Source organism: Ramlibacter albus, assembly GCF_014297445.1.
Lineage (GTDB): Bacteria > Pseudomonadota > Gammaproteobacteria > Burkholderiales > Burkholderiaceae_C > Ramlibacter > Ramlibacter albus.
The window spans coordinates 66417-86783 of record NZ_JACORU010000007.1 but is presented as its reverse complement, the minus strand read 5'-3'; the positions used below and the strand labels follow the sequence as shown (position 1 = coordinate 86783).

Annotated in this window: 18 protein-coding genes and 2 riboswitches; of the genes, 2 read left to right on the top strand and 16 right to left on the bottom strand. The window is 66.9% G+C overall.

Annotation, left to right across the window (positions count from 1 at the left end; translation table 11 throughout):
- Positions 1–4: 4 nt before the first annotated feature.
- Together gcvH and gcvT are read right to left on the bottom strand one after the other, a co-directional pair.
- Positions 5–382, bottom strand: coding sequence for a glycine cleavage system protein GcvH (gene gcvH / locus H8R02_RS18705; protein WP_187082999.1), 378 nt, complete (start codon positions 380–382; stop codon positions 5–7).
- 28 nt (positions 383–410) lie between these two features.
- Entirely contained in the window at positions 411–1541 is a 1131-nt protein-coding gene (gene gcvT, locus H8R02_RS18700; protein WP_187082998.1) for a glycine cleavage system aminomethyltransferase GcvT, read from the bottom strand.
- A gap of 47 nt (positions 1542–1588) precedes the next feature.
- A riboswitch (glycine riboswitch) is annotated at positions 1589–1689 on the bottom strand.
- Between the two features lie 9 nt (positions 1690–1698).
- Positions 1699–1780: riboswitch (glycine riboswitch) on the bottom strand.
- 101 nt (positions 1781–1881) lie between these two features.
- Here gcvT and H8R02_RS18695 point away from each other — a divergent pair.
- Positions 1882–3141 carry an ATP-binding protein gene (locus H8R02_RS18695; RefSeq protein WP_187082997.1) on the top strand — a complete coding sequence of 420 codons (1260 nt, stop codon included), beginning with the start codon at positions 1882–1884 and terminating at the stop codon, positions 3139–3141.
- Between the two features lie 13 nt (positions 3142–3154).
- Here the strand turns inward: H8R02_RS18695 and H8R02_RS18690 are convergent, their stop codons facing one another.
- From H8R02_RS18690 to H8R02_RS18640, 11 genes are all read right to left on the bottom strand, one after another.
- Entirely contained in the window at positions 3155–3574 is a 420-nt protein-coding gene (locus tag H8R02_RS18690) for a hypothetical protein (protein WP_187082996.1), read from the bottom strand.
- 38 nt (positions 3575–3612) lie between these two features.
- Complete coding sequence (locus H8R02_RS18685; RefSeq protein ID WP_187082995.1) at positions 3613–3801, bottom strand: hypothetical protein; 189 nt, start codon at positions 3799–3801, stop codon at positions 3613–3615.
- Positions 3798–4250 (bottom strand): type III secretion system chaperone family protein, encoded by a 453-nt coding sequence (locus H8R02_RS18680; RefSeq protein WP_187082994.1) that lies wholly within the window; start codon positions 4248–4250, stop codon positions 3798–3800. The genes H8R02_RS18685 and H8R02_RS18680 overlap by 4 nt, the downstream gene beginning before the upstream one ends.
- 58 nt (positions 4251–4308) lie before the next feature.
- Positions 4309–5151, bottom strand: a complete 843-nt coding sequence (locus tag H8R02_RS18675) for a carbohydrate ABC transporter permease (protein ID WP_187083252.1) — start codon at positions 5149–5151, stop codon at positions 4309–4311.
- A gap of 38 nt (positions 5152–5189) precedes the next feature.
- A complete protein-coding gene (locus H8R02_RS18670) occupies positions 5190–6089 on the bottom strand; it encodes a carbohydrate ABC transporter permease (protein ID WP_187083251.1) in 900 nt (299 codons plus the stop codon).
- Positions 6090–6114: 25 nt separating this feature from the next.
- Positions 6115–7422: an ABC transporter substrate-binding protein gene (locus H8R02_RS18665; RefSeq protein ID WP_187082993.1), complete on the bottom strand. Its 1308-nt coding sequence runs from the start codon at positions 7420–7422 to the stop codon at positions 6115–6117.
- Between the two features lie 27 nt (positions 7423–7449).
- Positions 7450–8520: an ABC transporter ATP-binding protein gene (locus H8R02_RS18660; RefSeq protein WP_187082992.1), complete on the bottom strand. Its 1071-nt coding sequence runs from the start codon at positions 8518–8520 to the stop codon at positions 7450–7452.
- Between the two features lie 74 nt (positions 8521–8594).
- A complete protein-coding gene (locus tag H8R02_RS18655; protein WP_187082991.1) occupies positions 8595–8927 on the bottom strand; it encodes a hypothetical protein in 333 nt (110 codons plus the stop codon).
- Positions 8928–8939: 12 nt separating this feature from the next.
- Complete coding sequence (locus tag H8R02_RS18650) at positions 8940–9224, bottom strand: hypothetical protein (protein WP_187082990.1); 285 nt, start codon at positions 9222–9224, stop codon at positions 8940–8942.
- 11 nt (positions 9225–9235) lie between these two features.
- The gene (locus H8R02_RS18645; protein WP_187082989.1) at positions 9236–13828 is read right to left on the bottom strand and encodes an RHS repeat-associated core domain-containing protein; all 4593 of its coding nucleotides are present in this window, start codon (positions 13826–13828) and stop codon (positions 9236–9238) included.
- A 296-nt stretch (positions 13829–14124) separates the two neighbouring features.
- Positions 14125–14967, bottom strand: a complete 843-nt coding sequence (locus H8R02_RS18640) for a DUF4399 domain-containing protein (protein ID WP_187082988.1) — start codon at positions 14965–14967, stop codon at positions 14125–14127.
- A gap of 90 nt (positions 14968–15057) precedes the next feature.
- Between H8R02_RS18640 and H8R02_RS18635 the strand changes: the two genes are divergently transcribed.
- Positions 15058–16035 carry a MerR family transcriptional regulator gene (locus H8R02_RS18635; protein ID WP_187082987.1) on the top strand — a complete coding sequence of 326 codons (978 nt, stop codon included), beginning with the start codon at positions 15058–15060 and terminating at the stop codon, positions 16033–16035.
- A 12-nt stretch (positions 16036–16047) separates the two neighbouring features.
- Here H8R02_RS18635 and H8R02_RS18630 read toward each other — a convergent pair whose 3' ends face one another.
- From H8R02_RS18630 to H8R02_RS18620, 3 genes are read right to left on the bottom strand one after another with little or no spacing between them, the layout of a single operon-like run.
- Positions 16048–17346, bottom strand: a complete 1299-nt coding sequence (locus H8R02_RS18630; protein WP_187082986.1) for a TAXI family TRAP transporter solute-binding subunit — start codon at positions 17344–17346, stop codon at positions 16048–16050.
- Positions 17343–18656 (bottom strand): TAXI family TRAP transporter solute-binding subunit, encoded by a 1314-nt coding sequence (locus H8R02_RS18625; protein ID WP_187082985.1) that lies wholly within the window; start codon positions 18654–18656, stop codon positions 17343–17345. The genes H8R02_RS18630 and H8R02_RS18625 overlap by 4 nt, the downstream gene beginning before the upstream one ends.
- 3 nt (positions 18657–18659) lie before the next feature.
- On the bottom strand, positions 18660–20336 hold the full coding sequence (locus H8R02_RS18620; protein WP_187082984.1) for an electron transfer flavoprotein-ubiquinone oxidoreductase: 1677 nt from the start codon (positions 20334–20336) through the stop codon (positions 18660–18662).
- Positions 20337–20367: the final 31 nt, after the last annotated feature.

Here is a 20367-nt window from a genome sequence, read left to right as displayed (position 1 = left end):
ACACTTAGCTGTTTTCCTTGACGAATTTCTGGTAATCAGGCTCGTCCATCAGGACGTCGAACTCGGCCATGTCCTGGATCAGCATGGTGAAGAACCAGCCCTTGCCCATGGGGTCCTTGTTGGCGAGCGCGGGGTCCTTGCGCAGCTCCTCGTTCACCTCGGTGACCTCGCCGGAGATGGGCATGTACACGTCGGCCGCGGCCTTCACGGATTCGACGACGCCGGCCACTTCGCCCTTCTTGTAGACGCGGCCCACTTCAGGCAGCTCGACGAACACCACGTCACCGAGTGCGTCCTGCGCATGCAGCGTGATGCCGACGACCGCGGACTCGTGGTCTTCGAGCTGGATCCATTCGTGTTCCGGCGTGTACTTGACGGTCATGGGTCTCTCCTGAGTTGAAGGGGCTTGTTCAGCCCCGGTGGTAATTCGGCGGGATGAACGGCATGGCCGTCACCTCCATGGGGACCTTGCGGCCGCGCACGATGGCGTTCAGGCGCGTGCCGTTCGCGGCAAGGTCGCTGCGCACGTAGGCCATTGCGATCGGCTTGTCGACGCTCGGCCCGAGCAGGCCGCTCGTGACCTCGCCGACCTTGTTGCCGGCGTCGTCCTGCAGCTCGGTGTGGTCCCGCACGGGCACGCGCTCGAGCGCGACGAGGCCGACGCGTTTGCGCTCGAGGGGCGTGCTGCCGGCGAGCTGGCCCAGCACCTTGTCGGCGCCCGGGAAGCCGCCCGCGCGCGCGCCACCCGTGCGGCGCACCTTCTGCATCGCCCAGTTGAGCGCGGCTTCGACGGGCGTCGTTGTGGTGTCGATGTCGTTGCCGTAGAGGCACAGGCCCGCTTCGAGGCGCAGCGAGTTGCGGGCGCCGAGGCCGATGGGCTTCACCTCGGGCTGCGAGAGCAGTGCTCGTGCAAACGCATCGGCGGCATCCTCGTGCACCGAGATTTCGAAGCCGTCCTCGCCGGTGTAGCCGCTGCGGGTGATGAACAGGTCCTTGCCCTGCCACTGGAATTCGCCGCCCGTCATGAAGACGAGCTTCTCGACGCCGGGGACGAGGCGCTTCAGCGCGTCGACGGCCTTCGGGCCTTGCAGCGCGAGCAGTCCGCGCTCCGGCATCGGGATCACCTCGCAGCGCGAGCCGATGCCTGCCTTGATGTGCGCAATGTCGCCCGCCTTGCACGCGCCGTTGACGATGACGAAGATGTCCTTGCCGCGGTTGAAGAACATCAGGTCGTCGATGATCGTGCCCTCATCCGTGAGCAGCAGCCCGTAGCGCTGCTTGCCGACGGGCAGGTCGATCACGTCGACAGGCATGAGCGTCTCGAATCCTGTGGCAGCTTCGGGACCTTCCAGCCTCAGCTGGCCCATGTGCGAGACGTCGAACAGCCCGGCACTGCTGCGCGTGTGCAGGTGCTCGGCCATGAGGCCGGCGGGGTACTGGACGGGCATGCTGTAGCCCGCGAAGGGGACCATGCGCGCACCGAGTTCGAGGTGCAGCGCATGCAGGGGGGTCTTGTGTAGCTCTTCTTCTGGAGCGTTCAAGCGGCTCTCCGGCAAAGGGGCTTGTGGGCCATCGTACTCCACGATGGGTCGCCCCTGCCGTCCGCTTTACCTGAGAGATTCACCGCTTACCGCGGCTTGCTCCTTCGGTGGAACCGTCGTGAACGGTTCTCTCTCCAGCAAGGTGACACCCCTTGCGGGATGCTCGTCAGTCCTTTTGCCTGAGCGTTGGGTCGCCTTCGGCGGCTTCGGCGAAGAAGCTCTCTCCTGAACGGGCGCGATTGTACCCAAGCTCGAACCTTTTCAATCAGCCGGATCGAAACTTTCAATCAGCGGACCAAATACTTTCAATTAGCGGAGACCAAATCTACAATCAGCCGCCATGTCCTCCCCCGCTCCCGAGGCTGGCTTCTACCCCCGCCTGGCCGCCGAAAGCCTGCGCACCGCGCTGGCCGACACACCCGTCGTGCTGCTGCACGGCCCCCGCCAGAGCGGCAAGACCTCGCTGGCGCAGTCGATTGCCGAGCCGCTGGGTTACGGCTACCTGACTTTCGACGACGACAACCTGGCCGATGCGGCACGAGCCGACCCTGTCGGCTTCGTCGCGGACCTGCCCGCGAAGATGGTGCTCGACGAAGTCCAGCGTGTGCCCGACCTGTTCACGTCGCTCAAGGTGGCCGCCGACAAGGACCGTGCGCCGGGCCGCTTCCTGCTGACGGGATCATCGAACATCCTGCTGCTGCCCACGCTGGCGGACTCGCTCGCCGGCCGGCTGGAGGCAGTGCGTTTGCATCCGCTCGCACAATGCGAGGTCGAACGCACGGGCGCCGGCTTTCTCGGGGAGCTGTTGTCGGGGAGATTCGAGTCCGGGGCCCCTCACGCGCGGCTCGGCAGCGAACTCGCTGTACGCGTCGCGGGCGGCGGGTATCCCGCGGCCCTCGCGCGGCCGCCCGGGCGGCGACGCGACTGGTACCGGGCCTATGTTCAGGCCCTGCTGCAACGCGACGTCAGGGACCTGGCGCGTGTCGCGGCGCTCGACGTGCTGCCCCGCCTCATGGAACTTGGCGCGGCGCGCACGGCGCAGCTGGCGAACATCAGCGACCTGGCCGGCCCCTTCCAGGTCAGCCGGCCCACCATTCGTGACTACGTGCTGCTGCTGGAGCGGCTCTTCCTGGTCGAGCTGCTGCCCCCCTGGAACTTGCGGCGCATGGACCGCCTCGTCAAGACACCCAAGCTGCACCTGTGCGACACGGGCCTTGCGTGCGCGCTGCTGCGCGTGAGCGAGGCCGACCTTGCGGCCGACCGTGAGCTGCTGGGTCACATGCTGGAAACGTTCGTGCTGCAGGAACTGCGCCGCCAGGCCAGCGCCGGCCTCGGTGAGCTGGCGTTCCACCATTTCCGCAACCGCGACGGGCACGAAGTCGACATCGTGATCGAACACGGCGCTCGTGCGGTTGTCGGTGTGGAGGTGAAGGCGGGGGGCACCGTGCGCGAAGCCGACTTCAAGGGCTTGAGCAAGCTGCGGGAAATCGCCGGGCCGAGCTTCCGCAGAGGCGTCGTGCTCTACGACGGCGAGAGGGTGCTGCGGTTCGGCGAGGACATGTTTGCGGTGCCACTGTCGGCGATGTGGGACGGCGCCTGAGTATGTGAGCCGTCTACCTCCACTGGAAATTACCCCTGCGGTCGAGCTCGACCGCGGTTGGGGGACTCCACCGCACTTGCGCATCGCGCGCGATGCCCTGCCGCAGGTTCCTTTCCCATTCCGCGCGGCCGTCAGTCCGAAGGTCATGCAGCCATTGCGGATACTGCAGCGGTGCTTGAGTCTGCGGGTGGCGAAGCTTGCCGTCGTAGTCGGCCACCAGGCTGAGGTTGGCGATCCACCTGTCCACACCGTCGCCAGGTGCCGTGTCGGGCGGCACGCGTTCGAGCAGCCGCGCAAGGAGATCGCGCCGGCCCGCAGGCACGTGGCGGCAGTTCGCTTGGTAATACGGCATTGCCTCTTCGAGGGGCAGCGCTTCAGCCAGCCGTAACGTCAGCACGTTCAGTCTTGGGTGCAGATATTGGAAGGGCAGCACTCTGTCGTCGTCGACCGCGATGATGGTGTCGAGGGCGGTCAGCGCCGCCGCGGCGCCGGCATTCCACTGTCGAAGACAGCAGGCGCGCCCGGCTGCAGCGCGCCGATGCCCGTGCGTGCTTCGCTTGCTGCAGGAGCAAGGTCGTCGGACAGCCCGTCTGCTTTGCTTTCCGGACGCAGAAGGGGCTGTGTCATCCCCTGCGCGCCGGTTGGATTTCCGGGGATCATGCCCGCGCCTCCTCGGCCTGCATGACACCTTGGACCGGCGGTTGCGCCACGTCGCGTATTTGCTGCCACATTTCCTGGCCATGGCGCGCCATGTCCGACAGCGACTGCCAGAGGTCCTGCGCGGATAGCGAGGGAGCAAGCGCGAGCCTGGCGGTGAGCACCGCGTCGCCGGACTCGGGCATGAGGCTGAAGACGCATTCGCCGCCATAGCCTGCCGCATAGTTGGCCTCGAGCAGCGCCTGCAGGACAACCTCGCGCAACTCGGCGGGCACGGCGCCCAGGCGGTAGCGCACCTGCAGCAATCCGGGGTCGTACCTCGGGTCGTGCACGAGCAGGGTGGCAAGCTCGCCGATGACGATGCGACCGCTGGTGAGCAGGCTGGACGCGTCGGACAGGCAGGCGACGTGCGCGAGGTCTCGCAGCAGCGCCAGGTATTGCTCTTGGTTCATGGAGTCATCCTTGGGGTGGCACGTCCTCAGTGACGACCACCGGCCATAGGTTCCCCCGCTACTCCTTCACCGCCCCCGTCATGCCCGACACGTAATACTCCACGAAGAACGAGTAGATCACCGCCACCGGCAGCGACCCCAGCAGCGCACCCGCCATCAGCGAACCCCAGTGGTAAACGTCGCCTTCGACGAGCTCGGTCACCACCCCGACCGGCAGCGTCTTGATCTCGCTCGAACTCACGAAGGTCAGCGCGTAGATGAACTCGTTCCACGACAGCGTGAACGCGAAGATGCCCGCGGAGATCAACCCCGGCACGGCCAGCGGCAGGATGATCCGCGTGAGGATCTGCCAGCGGCTCGCGCCATCGATCAGCGCGCATTCCTCCAGCTCGTGCGGAATCGAGCGGAAGTACCCCATGAGCAGCCAGGTGCAGAACGGGATGAGGAACGTGGGATAGGTGAGGATCAGCGCGAGCCGCGTGTCGAAGAGCCCCAGCTGGAACACCACCGACGCGAGCGGGATGAAGAGGATCGATGGCGGCACGAGGTAGGCGAGGAAGATCGCGAGGCCCACGTGCTTCGCCCCGGAGAACCGCAACCGTTCGATCGCATACGCCGCGAACACCGATGCGGCGAGCGACGCGAACGTCGACACCACCGAGACCAGCAGCGTGTTCCACATCCACTGCGGGTAGCTCGTCTCGAACAGCAGCTTGTGGAAGTGCGCCAGCGTCGGCGACGCCACCCAGAACGGGTTGCCCTCGCGCGAGAGCAGCTCGTTGTTCGGCTTGAACGACGTGATGCCCATCCAGTAGAACGGGAAGAGCAGCACGAAGACGAAGGCGCCGAGGGGCAGGTACACCTTCAGGACCTTGCTTGCGCGCGTGTCCAGGTAGCCCATGCCGCCCGGGTTGAGCGTGGTGTCGTCCGTGCTTGCCATCAGTCCTTGCCGCCTTGCTGCCACGCCCGCCGCTGCAGGCCGAAATAACTGAACATGATCGCCGCCAGCAGGAAGGGCACCATCGCGATCGCGATCGCCGCGCCTTCGCCGAGTGCACCGCCCGAGATCGCCCGCTGGAACGACAGCGTCGCCATCAGGTGCGTCGCATTCAGCGGGCCGCCGCGCGTGAGCACGTAGATCAGCTGGAAGTCGGTGAAGGTGAACAGCACCGAGAACGTCATCACCACCGCGATGATCGGCGTGAGCAGCGGCAGCGTCACGTAGCGGAACTGCTGCCACGGTGTGGCGCCGTCGATGGCCGAAGCCTCGTAGTAGCTGGGGGAGATCGTTTGCAAACCCGCCAGCAGCGTGATCGCCACGAAGGGCACGCCGCGCCACACGTTGGCCACGATGGTGGAGATGCGCGCGTTCCACGGCACGCCGAGGAAGTCGATGTACTTGTCGATCCAGCCCAGCTTGAGCAGCACCCAGCTGATGATGGAGAACTGCGCGTCGTAGATCCACCAGAACGCGATGGCGGACAGCGCCGTCGGCACGATGTACGGGAGCAGGATCACCGCGCGGAAGAACGCCTTCAGCGGGATGTTGCGGTTGAGGATGAGCGCGAGCCACAGCCCCAGGCCGAACTTGGCCACGCTCGCGACGAACGTGTAGAAGAGGGTGTTGAACAGGGCCAGGCGCGTGACCGAGTCGCCCCAGATGAACTGGTAGTTCTCCAGCCCCACCCACTCGCCCGCGCGGCCGACCTTGGCGTCGGTGAAACCGAGCCACACGCCCAGGCCGAGCGGGTAGGTGAGGAACAGCAGCAGCAGCAGCGCCGCGGGCAGCATGAAAGCCAGCCCGAGGGCGTTGCGGCTGTTCTGGAAGCGCTCGAGCAGCGAGCCCTTCGCGGGCTCGCCTGCGTCAGACCTTGTAATAACGCTCTGCACGCTTCTGCGCCCGCTCCATCGCTTCCTTGACGCTCTTGCTGCCGCTGATCGCCTCGGCCACCATGTTCACCACGATGAAGTCGGCGCCGGCGCCGGCCGATGCATAACCCAGCTTGCCCGCGTAGCCCGTGGGACGCATGTTCTTGACGGCGTCGCGGTACGGCGTGTTCTTCGGGTCCGCAGTCCACACGGCGATCTTGGAGTAGGCGTCCAGCGGGGGCGCGATGTAGCCGCCGGCGGCGGTGAGCCACGGGTCGAACTGCTCCTTCTCCATCATGAAGCGCAGGAACTCCTTGGCGGCCTGCGGGTACTTGGTGTACTTCATGATCATCTGGTTGAAGAACAGGTGCGACTCCGTCGGCTGCCCCACCGGCCCCACCGGGAACGTGGCGTGCTGGATGTCGGAGGCCATTTCCTTGATCTTCGCGTCGGTGGAGTTCTTCGCCGCGTAGTAGATCGAGATGCCGTTGTTGGTGGCGCTGATCTGCCCGTCGAGGAACGCCTTGTTGTTGTTCGGGTCCAGCCACGACAGCGTGCCGGGGATGAACGTGGCGTACAGCTGCTTGCCGTACTCGAGCGCCTTGGCGGTCTCGGCGCTGTCGATCACCACCTTGTTGTTCTGGTCCACCAGCTTGCCGCCGAAGGCCCAGATCAGCCAGTTGCACCACAGGCCGTCACCCGTGGCGTTGCCCAGCGCCATGCCGATGGGCGTGTTCTTGGCGTGCAGCGCCTGCGCCATCTTCAGGAAGTCGTCGGTGGTCTTCGGGAAGGCGTTGTAGCCGGCAGCCTTCAGCATGCTGTCGCGATAGACCATCATCGAGCCGGCGGCGCCCAGGCCCACGCCGATCCACTTCTTGCCGTCCGGCTTGAGGTACTGCTGCACGGCCGGATACCAGCCGCCGTACTTCTTGCCGAGGTACTCCGACAGGTCCGTCACGTCGAGCAGCTTCTCGGGGTACAGGTTGGCGTCGTCGTTGGTGGACAGGATGATGTCCGGGCCCGCGCCGGTGTTGGCGGCCACGGCAGCCTTCGGGCGCACGTCTTCCCAGCCTTCGTTGTCCACGCGCACCTCGATGCCCGTCTTGGCCGTGAAGGCCGCGACGTTCTTCATGTACTGGTCGATGTCGCCCTGCACGAAGCGGCTCCAGCGCAGCACGCGCAGCTTGGCGCCCTTCTCGGGCTTCAGCGCGAGGGTCTGCGCGTGCACGCTGGGCGCGAACACGGTGGCGGCGGCAAGGCCGGCGGCCCCTTCGAGGACTTTGCGGCGGCTGATATCGCTCATGGCGGGTCTCCTGGTGTTGAAGTTTTCTTACGCGGGAATCCGTTGCCCGGTCTGCGCATCGAAAAGGTGCGAGCGCGCGAGGTCGGGCACGAGGTGGATGGGGGTGCCGGGGGCGAACTGGTGGCGCTCGCGCATCACGGCGGAAATCTCCATGTCGGCGTGCTTGCACGCGATGAAGGTGTCCATGCCGGTGGGCTCCAGCACCACGACCTCGGCCGGGATGCCGCCTTCGCCGGCGAGGGACAGGTGCTCGGGCCGCGTACCGTAGATCACGGGCTGGCCGTCCTGCGCGTTCGACATCGGGGCGGGCACGCGCGCGCCCCCGCCGAATTCGACATACGCGGTGCCGTTGGCGCGGCGCAGCGTGCCGGGCAGGAAGTTCATCGCGGGCGAACCGATGAAGCCCGCCACGAACTGGTTGGCCGGGTGGTCGTACAGCTCCAGCGGCGTGCCCATCTGCTCGACGATGCCGTCGCGCATCACAACGATCTTGTCGGCCATCGTCATGGCCTCGATCTGGTCGTGGGTGACGTAGACGGACGTGGTCTTCAGCCGCTGGTGCAGGGCGCGGATCTCGGTGCGCATCTGCACGCGCAGCTTGGCGTCCAGGTTGGAGAGCGGCTCGTCGAACAGGAACACCTGCGGGTTGCGCACGATGCAGCGGCCCATGGCCACGCGCTGGCGCTGGCCGCCCGAGAGCTGGCGCGGGTAGCGGTCGAGCAGCTCGCCCAGGCCCAGGATCTCGGCCGCCTTGCGGATGCTCTCGTCCGCGGTGGCCTTGGGCACGTTGGCCAGCTTGAGCGTGAACATCATGTTCTCGCGCACGGTCATGTGCGGGTAGAGCGCGTAGTTCTGGAACACCATGGCGATGTCGCGCTGCTTGGGCGGCATGTCGTTGACCACGCGCCCGCCGATGCGGATCTCGCCCCCGGTGATCTGCTCCAGCCCGGCGATCATGCGCAGCAGGGTGGACTTGCCGCAGCCGGAAGGGCCGACGAGCACGGTGAACTGCCCGTCCTCGATGTCGATGTCCACCCCCCGGATGATGTGCGTCGAGCCGAAGTACTTTTCGACGCCCACGATCTGAACCGATGCCATGTGTTTCCGTCGTTTTCGAGTTGCCCGTGCTTGTAGCACGAGAACGGCGGGGAGTCTGCGAGGGGTGGTCCCTACTAGGAAAGTTCAGCGGTGGTTTGCGGGGCCCTTTCGGGGAAGAAGGTGAAGCCCCTGTTCACCACCGGGTCGTCGCCGGGCTGCATCTGCCTGAGGGAGTCGATTCGAAAAACCGGCGGCGTGGAGTCTGGGTTGCGCAGGTACTTGGTGCGCGCGAGTTCGTCCGTGACGAGGGCGGCGGCGAGGAAGCCGGCGTGCCTTTCATCGAGGGCTTTGACGCAACGGGTGGTGATGAACCCCAGGCGCTCGGCAGGTTCGATTTGAAGTACTTCGAGTTGCGTCAGAACGGGAACCATGCAGTTCCTGCCTTCGATGGTGACGATGTACATCATCCTGGAGGCCCCTCAAGCGACAAGCGACATGAGAAAAAACATGAGCGCAGCGGCCTCGCCTGTCAGTGACGCCCACCCCAGTCTGTTGAGTTCCGAGTCGTGGGCTTCCCTGAAACGCAAGGTCCAGATGTACTTTGCGAACTCCAACCAGCGCGGACCGAGATTCGATTCCCCCAGTCGCGGACTGCCCAACAGCGTCCACGTTCCGGGATGTTGTCGCTGCAGTCGATCCAGCAGCCTGTGCGTTGTCCAGAAGTTCACCAACATGGCGAGCATGCATGCGATCGCCCAGATCATTGATGAGTCCTTCATTTCGATTTCCATTCGAAATTCCAACCTCCCGTCAATGACACCGAAGGCGTGCCGCCTACGATGGCGGGCCCGAATGCCGAGGAGATCGCATTGGGAGAAAGAGTCAAGCTCCCTGTCAGGCCAAGCGGCCCAAGCCCCAATGGAGTTGAAGCCGCGTACTTCATGCACATACCTGCCGTCGACCCGTTCGAAGTATTCAACTGCTGCGAGATGCGCGGGGCAAAGCTGAAATTCGATCCAAGAACAACACCACCTCCGAGGTACAACGACGCCCCGCCTCCGTCATTCTTGTAGCTTGCATAAACACCGAACGGGCCGGTAAGGGGGAGACTCATGGAGAGATTCCCGCTCCTTGTGAATGTACTAGGTTTCGATTCCGCAATGCCCGCAGCGCGATTGGCGATGGCATCGAGTACATCAAGGCCAAACGGGTCGACATAACGCAAGGGGTTATCGAGTGCATAGAGAAACCTGTTCATGCCACCTGCCAGACCGATAGGGTCAGGCTGCGTATATGAGCCACACTCGGAGCAGTATGTCCGCATGAAGTTGTACGCAAGGTTCGTCTCCGAGTCGAAGTACTGCCCGTCGAATCGCAGGTTGAACTCGACAGCGGGTACAGTGGCCTTCAGCCGCGTTGCGCTCAGCACCTGGAGCACGCCTGTTGGCTTGTTGTTCCCGAAGGCGCTGTACGGCCACTGCCAGACTGGCTTGTTGGCGGCGTCGGTGAGCAGGCGAGGCGTGCCGAGATGGTCGGTGTGGATCGCGTAGAAGACTCCGCCGCGATACATGCCGATCAGAATCGCGCGGCCGTCTTCGGTGGGCAGCCAGATGTACTCGCTGGCGCCTTTGGCGGTTGAAGTGCCGTTGTCGTATTCACCAAGAAGCCTGCCGCCCTCGTCATAGACGAAAGCCGTCCCGAGCATCGCGCGCGAGCCTCCCTTGCCGAACAGCCAGCCGAAGTTGTCCTTCAGCCAGGTCACGAAGCCCCGGCTCAATCGGGTTTCGCTGGGTGCAAGTTGCTCGACCTGGGGTTCTGATTTGAAGACGCGCTGGCCGAGGGCATTGGTCAGGTAGATGACGCTGGCCGCTTCGCCATCCTTCAGCAGCTCGACTTTCGAGAAGCGCCCGGTCGCGTCGTACTGGAACTTGCGCAGGCCGTCGCCTGTCATCGCACCGTTGGCATCCGGCGAGTAGCCGACTTGCGTGGTCACCACGCTCGTCGCTGTGCCGGCGGCCGTGGTCGTGCGCACCGTGGAGCCGAGCAGTCTGTTGCTGGCGGGATCGACGGCTTGCGCCTGCACGCTGGTGCGCGTGGCGCCTTCGGTTGCGAACTCGCCTTCGAGGTCCACGCTGCTGGACGCCGTCTCGGTGCCTTGCAACCGGTTCCCGTTGGAGTCGAACACGAAGGTGCTGCCGGCGCCGGCGCGAAGAAGTGCCACCATGCGCCCGCGGCTGTCGTAGTTGGCAGTCCATGCGATGGAGGTCTTTGTCGGTGCGTTGCGGCCTGACTGTGTCCATAGCTGCTGCGTCACGCTGGTCACGCGTCCGGCTGCATCCCTCGTATAGCTGGCGATCTCATTCGCGCTCATGTGGCCGCCAGCGGTGAAGGTGCGCTGAGCCGAATCCCCGCTTGCCCAAGCCCAGGATTTGGGTTGGCCGAGCGCGGTATAGGCCAGTCCGGTCACGAAGGGTGTCGGCCCTGAGCGTGCCGTGCTTACGTTCACCTGCGTGATGCGGCCAGCCGTGCGAGTGAAGTAGACCTTGAGCCCGCTCGGGTAGCTGATCGAAGCCAGGGCGCCGCCCGAATACTCGTAGCCCACCTTGTACGCCGTGGGGCTCGTTGGGTTGTCCGCGACGTTGTGGGTCTTGGCAATGGCGCGCCCATGCAGGTCGCGCGAATAGACCGTGCTGCCGGAGGAATCCGTGATCGAACTCATCGCGCCGGTCGTGTCGTAGGAGAGCGCGGCGGACTTGCCGTCCGCGAACGCGAAGGCGATGGGCCGATGCAAGCTGTCCCGCTCGATTCGGGTGAGCTGGCCCTTGGCGTCCTCGATGCCGCTGACGTTGCCTGCGGTATCGCGCGTGTAGCGGACGGTGCCGATGTCGGGGCTCGACTCCGTGAGCACTTCGCCGAAGTTGTTGCGTGTGAAGCGTGTCGCCACGCCCTTCGGATCGACCACTTCCGCGAGCTCGCCCTGCGCGGACCACGCCTGCGTCATGAAGGCGTTGTCCGGGAACGTCGTGGCGACGTCGCGCCGCAAGCTGTTCTGGGTGAAGCGGGTGGTCTGGTTGAGCGGGTCGGTGATCGCGACCACCGCCCCATTGGCGTCACGCAGCAGCTGCGTGCCTTGCCCTGCCGCGTCGAGCGTCGCGGTCACCTGGTTGAACGCATTGACGACCTGCGACGTGCCGAACGCGAGGTTGTTGTTCGCATCGCGCACCTCGCTGCGTACCCGGTTGCCCATGCCGTCGAGCGTGTGCCGGACTGTCGCACCGCGGTTGTCGCCGGACGAGACGATGCGCTGGGCGGAGTCGTAGAAGTAGGAGACGGTGTAGCCGTCCGGCATCGTGACACCCGCGAGCAGGCCTGTGGGCGTGTAGGTGAAGGTGGTGCGCTCGTCGCCTGTGATCACACTTGCAAGGCGCCCGCGTGCCTCGTACGAGTAGACCGTGACGAGCCCATTCGGTGCGGTGCTGCGCAACACCCGGCCGGCACTGTCGTGAGAGAACGTCGTGCGCTCGCCGCGCGGGTTGATCGCTTCGATGCGGTCCCCGAAGCCGTTGTACGCGAAGCTCCATGTCGCGCCGCGTGGGTCGGTGGCTGTTGTGACGAGACCGAGGTCGTTGTACGTCCATGTCCACGTGCGGCCCTCACCGGTGTGCGTGTCCAGGACCGCGCGGCTCAGGACGTTACCGGCGCTCGTGTACGTGAAAGACGTCGTGCGGCCGGCTTCGGTCACCACTTCGGGCAGGTGCAAGGTGGGGTGCCACTGGACCTGCGTCGTCTGCGCCTCGGGCTTGCCGGCGGCAACCGTGTACGAGACCGGCAACCCACGCTGGTCGTACTGGTACAGCGACGCAACCCCTGCATGGTCGACGCGCTGCGTGGTGTTGCCGCGCGAGTCGAGCGATTTCGCGGCGGCGTCGCCCGAGCAGTCCGCGCAGGGCGCCGAGCTGCCGGCGAAGAGGATGCGCCCCCCGATGTCCTGCTGCTGCAGCAGGCGCTGCGCGCCCAGCGGGTCGCTCACGCGCACGGTGAGGTTGTCGGCGAGGTAATCGACCAGGTAGCGGATCGCGCCGCCGGCCTGTGTGCTGCTGTTGGCGCGTGCGCGGTCGTCGTAGCTCCAGCTTGCGAAGCGCGTGCCGCTTTCGTCGACGAGGCCGGTCAGCGCCCACGGGTAACGGCCGTCTTCGTAAAGGTAGCGGCGGCTCGTGCCGTCGGCGTAGGTCGCCGACGCGAGATGCCCGTTCGGACCGTATCCGTAATCGGCGCGTGTCCCGTCCGGGAACGTGACGGAAGCAATCCGCCCACCGCTGTACGCAAACTGCATCTCGCGGCCGAAGCTCGAAACTGCCTGCAAGGCCCCTGAAGCGAACGTAATCTTCACGGCGCGCCCGCCGCGAAGGATCATCGACATCGGCAAGCCGGACGCGTCGTAGAACTCCGTCGTGTCGTCGGTGCCGATTAATTGCCACGTGGGTTGCGAAGCCAGCGAGGGATTCAACCTGACCAGGCGATCCTTCACGGTGGCATTCGAGGTCCAATCTCCGGCGCCACTGCCCGTAAAGACCAGCGCACGCCCCTCCGGCCGCACGACGATGGCACTGCTGCCCGACACCATCACCCGCATCGAGTAGCTGTGCGTCCAGCCCTTCAGTCCCGAGTTGTAGTGCCGCGCGAACTCGAAACCACCGGCAGCGAAGTCGACTTCGCGCTGGTAGTTGTTGCCGACGCCGACATGGATCGGATCGCCGGCACTTTGCGGGGTCGCATCCGCGCGGCACGACGACTCCAGCGTTTCGAGCGTGCCGGGGTTCGACCCATCACCGCTGTCGGCGGTGACGGTCGCATCGCCTTTCGGCACGACGGGCGGGCCGAAGTTCTGCGTCGGCGTCGTCACCGGCGGCGGCGTGATCGGTGTGGAAGGTACACACATGAAGAAGCCGTTTGCACCTGCCGCGCAGCCTTCCGGCGGGTAAGGGGGCGGCGAAGGTGGCGGTGGGGGCGGCGGCGGAGGCGGCGGTGGCGCAGCCGCATTCGGGTCCCAGCACGAGCTCACGCCATCCACCTGCTTGATGGTGCCCGCCCCATTCGTGCTGAACATGCGGTAGCACGGGATCGGCGGATACGCCGTCTGGCAGTAGTAGGTCCAGCCGCCGGTGTCGCCGCTGTTGAATTCCGCTGCACCGGCTTCGCATGCGGCCTTGGCCCTCAGCTCACCGGACGAGGTCTGCGCACGCGCAAGGATCGGTGCTGTCTGCAGCGCCGCTGCCAGTGCGGCAAGGGCAAGCGGGGCTGTTGCGCTCGCGGCCATGCGCACGGCGCGCACCAGCCGCTGGAGTTTGTGGACTCCTTCGTCTTCCATGGATTCGACTCTCGGGAAACTGCAACCCGCACCGCCACGGGCCGTGGCATGCGGAGGTTCCGAGCGCCTGGGATGTACTGCCCGCCCCTTCAGGTCCCGACGCTCACGCTTGGAGGCGAGACCTCGCAGGCATGGGCCTGCGCAATGCGCGGTGTCCCCCCGGTACGACGACCGGGCGCCTGAAAGATGCGTGGGGCCCGGCTAATGCTGGCGCGGGAGTCTATCGGGGGCGAGGGGGCTTGTCTCCTCCCTCTCGATGCGTGCGAACGTTCATTCACCGCCCCTTCAAGGCGTGTTCATCGCCGCGATGCACCCATGACGCGCGCGAGGCTTTCGGCACCGGCCTTCATCGACTCGGCGCGTATGCGCACCGGCGTGGCGCTGGCGAGCACCTTGCCCGTGATGTTGTCCACGAGCTGCAGAGCGAGCTGGTAATCGCCGGCAGGCGGTTGCAGCCAGGTTTCCGTCTGGCCGGCGTCGAACGCGATCGTCTCCGGCTTGCCGCCCTTCGCAGCCACATTCAGCACGAAGTGCCCGGTGCCCGCCGTACGCGCGGCCGGGTGGGCCACATTGAAGCCGCTGGCGTGGAACAGGACGCGGAACGCGTTGCGCACGGTGCTGCCGTCGGCGGGCGAGAGGAGCTCGACGCGCGCAGGCCCCGCCGCCTGCTGCGGCGTGCGCGTGGCGTCCCGCTGCGTGACCTTCACCCGCACGGGCTTGCTGTAGACGAAGTACGGGATGTGGCCTTTGTCCGCGAGCAGCAGCGTCAGGTTGTACGTGCCCGGCTTGAGGTCGAGCACCGTCTCCATCTGCCCCTTGCCGAAGTGGATGTACTGGTCCGTGAAGGGCAGCGGCTTCTTGAAGTCGAGCGGCAGCGCCTGGTTGACCAGCAGATGGTGGTGGCCGGCCTGGCCGGCCGTCTGCCCCGCCGGCACCAGGCCCCGCATGGCGAGCCCGAACTTGGCGACGAAGGGTGACTGCACCGTGTCGCCATCCTTCAGGTTCGTGAAATGCGCGTGAGGCTGCAAGTCGGTCGGCGGAACAACCCACGGGTGCGTCGGCGATTCGAAGCCGGCGTGCGCCCAGGTGGACGTGAGCAGCGCGACAGCTACACATAATCTATTTGCTCGACCGTTCATCAGCAATTCCTTGGCGTTGGTTTAGATAATTTGCAAGATTCTGTCCGTGATCAAAGAGGAATGCGATTGAGTCCCTCGCCTGCTTCGACTATGTCTACACAAAACCTAAACACGCAAATCCACCGCATCGGCGGCGTTTCGGGCCTGACGGGGGTGCCGGTCTCCACGCTTCGCATGTGGGAGGGGCGCTACGGCGCCTTTTCCCCGGGCAAGTCGCAGGGGCGGCACCGGCTCTATTCCGACGAAGACGTCTTGCGCGCGCGGTTGCTGCGGCAGTTGAGCGAAAACGGGCACAGCATCGGCGGCATCGCGCGCCTGCCGGCGCAGGAACTGCAGCGGCTGGTGGTGGAGACGCGAAGCGTGTCCGCGCGCGGCACGCGGGATGCCGAGCCGAGCCGGCTGTCGCTGGTCGTTGTCGGCAGTGCGCTGGCAACACGCCTGTTGTTGCCCGGGTGGTCCGCGCGGCTGGGTGGCGCGCTGCTCGACATCCGCGCGGCGTTCCCAACCGTCGACAACGCGCTCGCCGACGCCGAAGCGGCCGGCGCGGGAGCGGACCTGCTCATCGCGCGCGTGAACGCGGTGCCGCCGGGCGGCGCCCAGGCGCTGCAGCAGCTTGCCGCGCACGTCGGCGCGAAACACGGCATCCTGCTTTACAACTTCGGTGCGCAGGCCAGCATCGCCGCGGTGCGCGAGTCGGGCTTCCTCGTGCGGCGCGAGCCGGTCGACGATGCCGAACTCGCGGAACTGCTTCGCTCGACGACCTGGACGCAGCGGGACGCGCCTGCCGCGGCGGACGCGGCGCTGCCCGTGCGCCGGCACTCGGAGGAGTTCCTCGCCGAGATCGCCGCGCGCCCGACGCGCATGCTTTGCGAGTGCCCGCGGCACCTCGCGGAGATCATCGAGCAGCTGGCGAGCTTCGAGGCCTACAGCGCCGAATGCCTCAATCGCAGCGACGAGGATGCGCGCGTACACGCCCACCTGCGCTCGGTGGCGGGCTCGGCGCGCGCGATGTTCGAGGGTGCGCTCGACGTGGTGCTCGCGCACGACGGCGACGGTCGCAGGGCCTGACGACCGCGGACTTCAGCGCCCGCGCAGGTTCATCAACCGCGAGCGCGCCGCGCGCAAGTGTTCCCGCAGCGTGTACCACCGGTCCGCATAGCGGTCCGGCAGGTCCAGCCCCGCCACGTCCAGCTCCATCTGGTCCAGCTTCTGCACGAGCGCGCGCACCGCGATGGGCTTCTCGCTGGCCTGGTCCACGTCGTTCTCCAGGAACTTCAGCTCGCCGTAGTAGTGCGACAGCATCGCATCCACCCGCAGGCTGAAAAGCCGCGGCACGAGCAGCAGGATGAGGACGGTGAGCACCACGATGGGGAACACGGCATAGAGCAGCAGCTCGGCCAGCTGCGCCCACCAGTAGGGCAGCACGGTCTCCATCCACGGCCGGTCCCCATTCGCGAAGCGGCGCGCCACGGGCGACAGCGGGAAGTCGGTCTGGAACTCCGGGTACTCCGCCTGCTGCTGGATGAAGTTGGGCAGTGCATGGATGTCGCTCGCGGCGTCGAGCAGCGCGCGCTGCAGGGCCGGGTGCACGTGGTCGCGCACGAGCAGGTGCGTGCCGGTGGTCAGCAAGGTGAGGTCGCGCGGCGGGATGTTGCCGCGCAGCTCGATGGCGCCTTGCGGCAGCACGAAGGGTCGCAGGCGCGGCTCGACGGCCGCGATGGCGTTGACGCGCTCGACACCCAGCATCGAGATGCCCGGCGAGCGCGAGAGCAGGCGCACCGTGGGCGCATCACCGCTGCCGATGGTGACGTACGCATCGATGTGCTGCTCCAGCAGCTCGTTGGCCGCGCGCATGCCTTGCAGCGGCTGCCAGTCCACCTCCTTCGCGGGCACCTGCGCCTGCGCGAGCAGGCGCTCGGCGATCGCGCGCGTGGGGCTGCCCGCCGGGCCCGCGGCGACTTTCAAGCCGCGCAGCATCTGCACCTGCGTGACCGCCGCGTCGCGTGTGAACACCCACAGCGCCTGCCGGCCGACGACGGCGAGCGCGAGCACCTTGGCTTCGGGGCCGCGGTCGGCAAGCAGGCCGTGCGCGAAGCCTGCCTGCGACGGGTCTTCCCGCGTGGCCAGCCGCTGCAGCGGGCCGAGCGCGCCGACGGACTCGGTGGTGACGAGCTCGACGTTGATGCCTTGCCGCTCCAGCTCGGCGCGGTAGCGCTCGCCGGCCTGCGCATAGCCGCCCTGCGGCGTGCCGACCGCCAGCGGCAGGGTGCGGGGCGGCAAGGGCAGCACGTACGTGGCCGCGGCCCAGATCGCGAGCGCGCACGCGGCCAGCACGGGCAGGTAGCACAGGCCCCAGCGGCGCCGGTAGAGCAGCATCATCGCCCGGACCTCCTGCGCAGCCCCACTCGCACGAAGTCGACGTGCTGCTTGAGCGTGAACCAGCGCGGCATCAGGTCCGACGGCACCGCAAGCGCGTTCATGCGCCGCTCGATGTCGTAGAGGCTCGCGAGGTGGCGGGAGATCTGGATGCCGGCAACCGCGTCGTTGGCGAGGTCGTTCTCGATGTACTTGAGCTCGCCGTACCAGCGCACGAGCCGGCTTTCCAGCAGCCAGTGCAGGTAGGCGGGCAGCAGGCGCGCGGCCCACCACGCCACGAGCGCCACCGGCAGGCAGATCACGAGCAGCCGCACCAGCAGCTGCGCCCAGAAGAAGGGCAGTTGCTCCTCGAGCCACGGCAGGCCCTGCGCGAGCGTGTGGCGCGCTTCGATGGAAGCCGGGAACTCCACGCGCCGCAGCGAAGGGAACTCACCAGCGCGGTGGAACAGGCCGCTGCCGCCGTGTGCCTCCAGGGCGGCAGCAGCCGCGAGCCGCTGCAGCGGCGCAGCGAGGTCCGCGCGAGCCACGAGGCTGGCGGTGGTGACCAGCAGCGAGAGATCGCGCGCGGGCAGCCGCGCGGCGGGGTCGAGCGAGCCCGCGGGGAGCAGGCGCACCTGCAGGTAAGGCAGGCGCTCCAGCAGCGCCGCGGTGCGGCTGAGCTGCACGATCTGCACGCCCGGTGTCTGCAGCATCGCGCGCACGACCGGCGAGCCTGGCGAGCCGACCATGATCGCGGCATCGAGCGTGCCCGCGCGGAACGCTTCCACCGCCGCCATGTTGCTCACGTCCGTGTCGACGATGTCGCGGGGCGTGAGCCGCACCTGCTGGAGCAGCAGCAGCGCGAGCTGGCGCGTGCCGCTGCCCTTCGGCCCCAGCGAGACGCGCTGGCCCTGCAGCTGCTGCAAGGAATCGATGCCGCCCGTGCGCGCGAAGATCCACACCGGCTCCACGTCCACGCGCGCCAGCGTCACCAGCTTGGCGGCGCCCGCTTCCCGCGGCCCCGCGGACGCGCCGCCCTGCACGATCGCGAGCTGCGCAGCGGGCTGCTCCAGGCCTTGCAGCCGGCGCAGGTTCTGCACCGAGCCGCCCGAGGTCTGCACGTCCACGTCCACGCCGTGCCGGCCCATGAACTCGGCGTACTTGAGCGCATGCGCGTGGTACGCGCCGTTGGCGTCGCCCGAGCTGAGCACCACCCGCGCCGCGGGCATGGGCAGGAACAGCTGCCACAGCACCGCCATCGCCACCAGCGCGGCAAGGGCAATGGGCAGCTGGATCAGCAGCCCCTTGCGCTGGTAGAGGTGCGCCGCGGCCAACGGCTACATGTTGGTGTAGTTCGGCCCGCCGCCGCCCTCGGGCGTCACCCACACGATGTTCTGCGTGGGGTCCTTGATGTCGCAGGTCTTGCAGTGCACGCAGTTCTGCGCGTTGATCTGCAGGCGCGGCTGGCCGCCTTCGGCCTCGACGAATTCGTAGACGCCCGCCGGGCAGTAGCGGCTCTCGGGGCCCGCGTACTTCGGCAGGTTCACGCCGGTGGGCACGCCGGGGTCCTTCAGCGTCAGGTGCGGCGGCTGGTCCTCGGCATGGTTGGTGTTGGAGATGAACACCGACGAGAGTCGGTCGAAGGTGAGCTTGCCGTCTGGCTTGGGGTACGCGATCGGCTGGAACTCCGCGGCCGGGCGCAGCGACGCGTGGTCGGGCGTGTCGCGGTGCTTCGTCCACGGCACGTGGCCGCCCAGCAGCTTGTGCTCGATGCCGTTCATGATCGTTGCCGGCCACAGCCCCTTCTTGAACCACGCCTTGAAGTTGCGCGAGCGATTGAGCTCCTGGTACAGCCACGAGTTCTCGAAGGCTTCGGGGTAGGCCGTGAGTTCGTCGTGCTGCCTGCCGGACGTCACCGCGGCATAGGCCGCTTCGGCCGCCAGCATGCCGCTCTTGATGGCCGCGTGGCTGCCCTTGATGCGCGCGGCATTGAGGTAGCCCGCGTCGTCGCCGACCAGCGCGCCGCCGGGGAAGACCTGCTTCGGCAGCGAGAGCAGCCCGCCCGCCGTGATCGCGCGCGCGCCGTACGCCACGCGCTTGCCGCCTTCGAGGTACCAGCGGATGTTGCGGTGGGTCTTCCAGCGCTGCATCTCCTCGAAGGGGCTCAGGTACGGGTTCTTGTAGTCGAGGCCCACCACGTAGCCCAGCGCCACCTGGTTGTTCTCCATGTGGTACATGAACGCGCCGCCGTAGGTGTCGTCCGGCAGCGGCCAGCCGGCGGTGTGCAGCACCAGGCCCGGCTCGTGCCGCTTCGGGTCGATCTCCCACAGCTCCTTGATGCCGATGCCGTAGGCCTGCGGGTCGCGCCCTTCGTCCAGCTTGAAGCGCGAGATGAGCTGGCGGCCCAGGTGGCCGCGGCAGCCTTCCGCGAAGATCGTGTACTTGGCGTGCAGCTCCATGCCGAGCTGGAAGTTCTCGGTGGGCTCGCCGTCCTTGCCGATGCCCATGTTGCCGGTGGCCACGCCCTTGACCGAGCCGTTCTCGTTGTGGAGGATCTCGGCCGCGGGGAAGCCGGGGAAGATCTCCACGCCCAGCGCCTCGGCCTGCGACGCGAGCCAGCGCGTGACGTTGGCCAGGCTCACGATGTAGTTGCCGTGGTTCTGGAAGATGGCGGGCAGCGCGAAGTTGGGCACGCGCAGCGACCGGTCCCCGCCGAACAGGAACACCATCGCGTCGTCGTTGACCGGCTGGTTCAGCGGCGCGCCTTTTTCCTTCCAGTCGGGAATGAGCTCGGTGAGCGCGCGCGGGTCCATCACCGCGCCGGAGAGGATGTGCGCGCCCGGCTCGGAGCCTTTTTCCAGCACCACGACCGAAACGTCCTGGCCTCTTTCGGCGGCGAGCTGCTTCAGGCGGATGGCGGTGGACAGGCCGGCGGGGCCGCCGCCCACGACAACCACGTCGTACTCCATCGCTTCGCGCGGCCCGAACTGGGCCAGGATTTCTTCTGGGGTCATGGTCTCTCGCTGATAATGGTTCGCATGGATT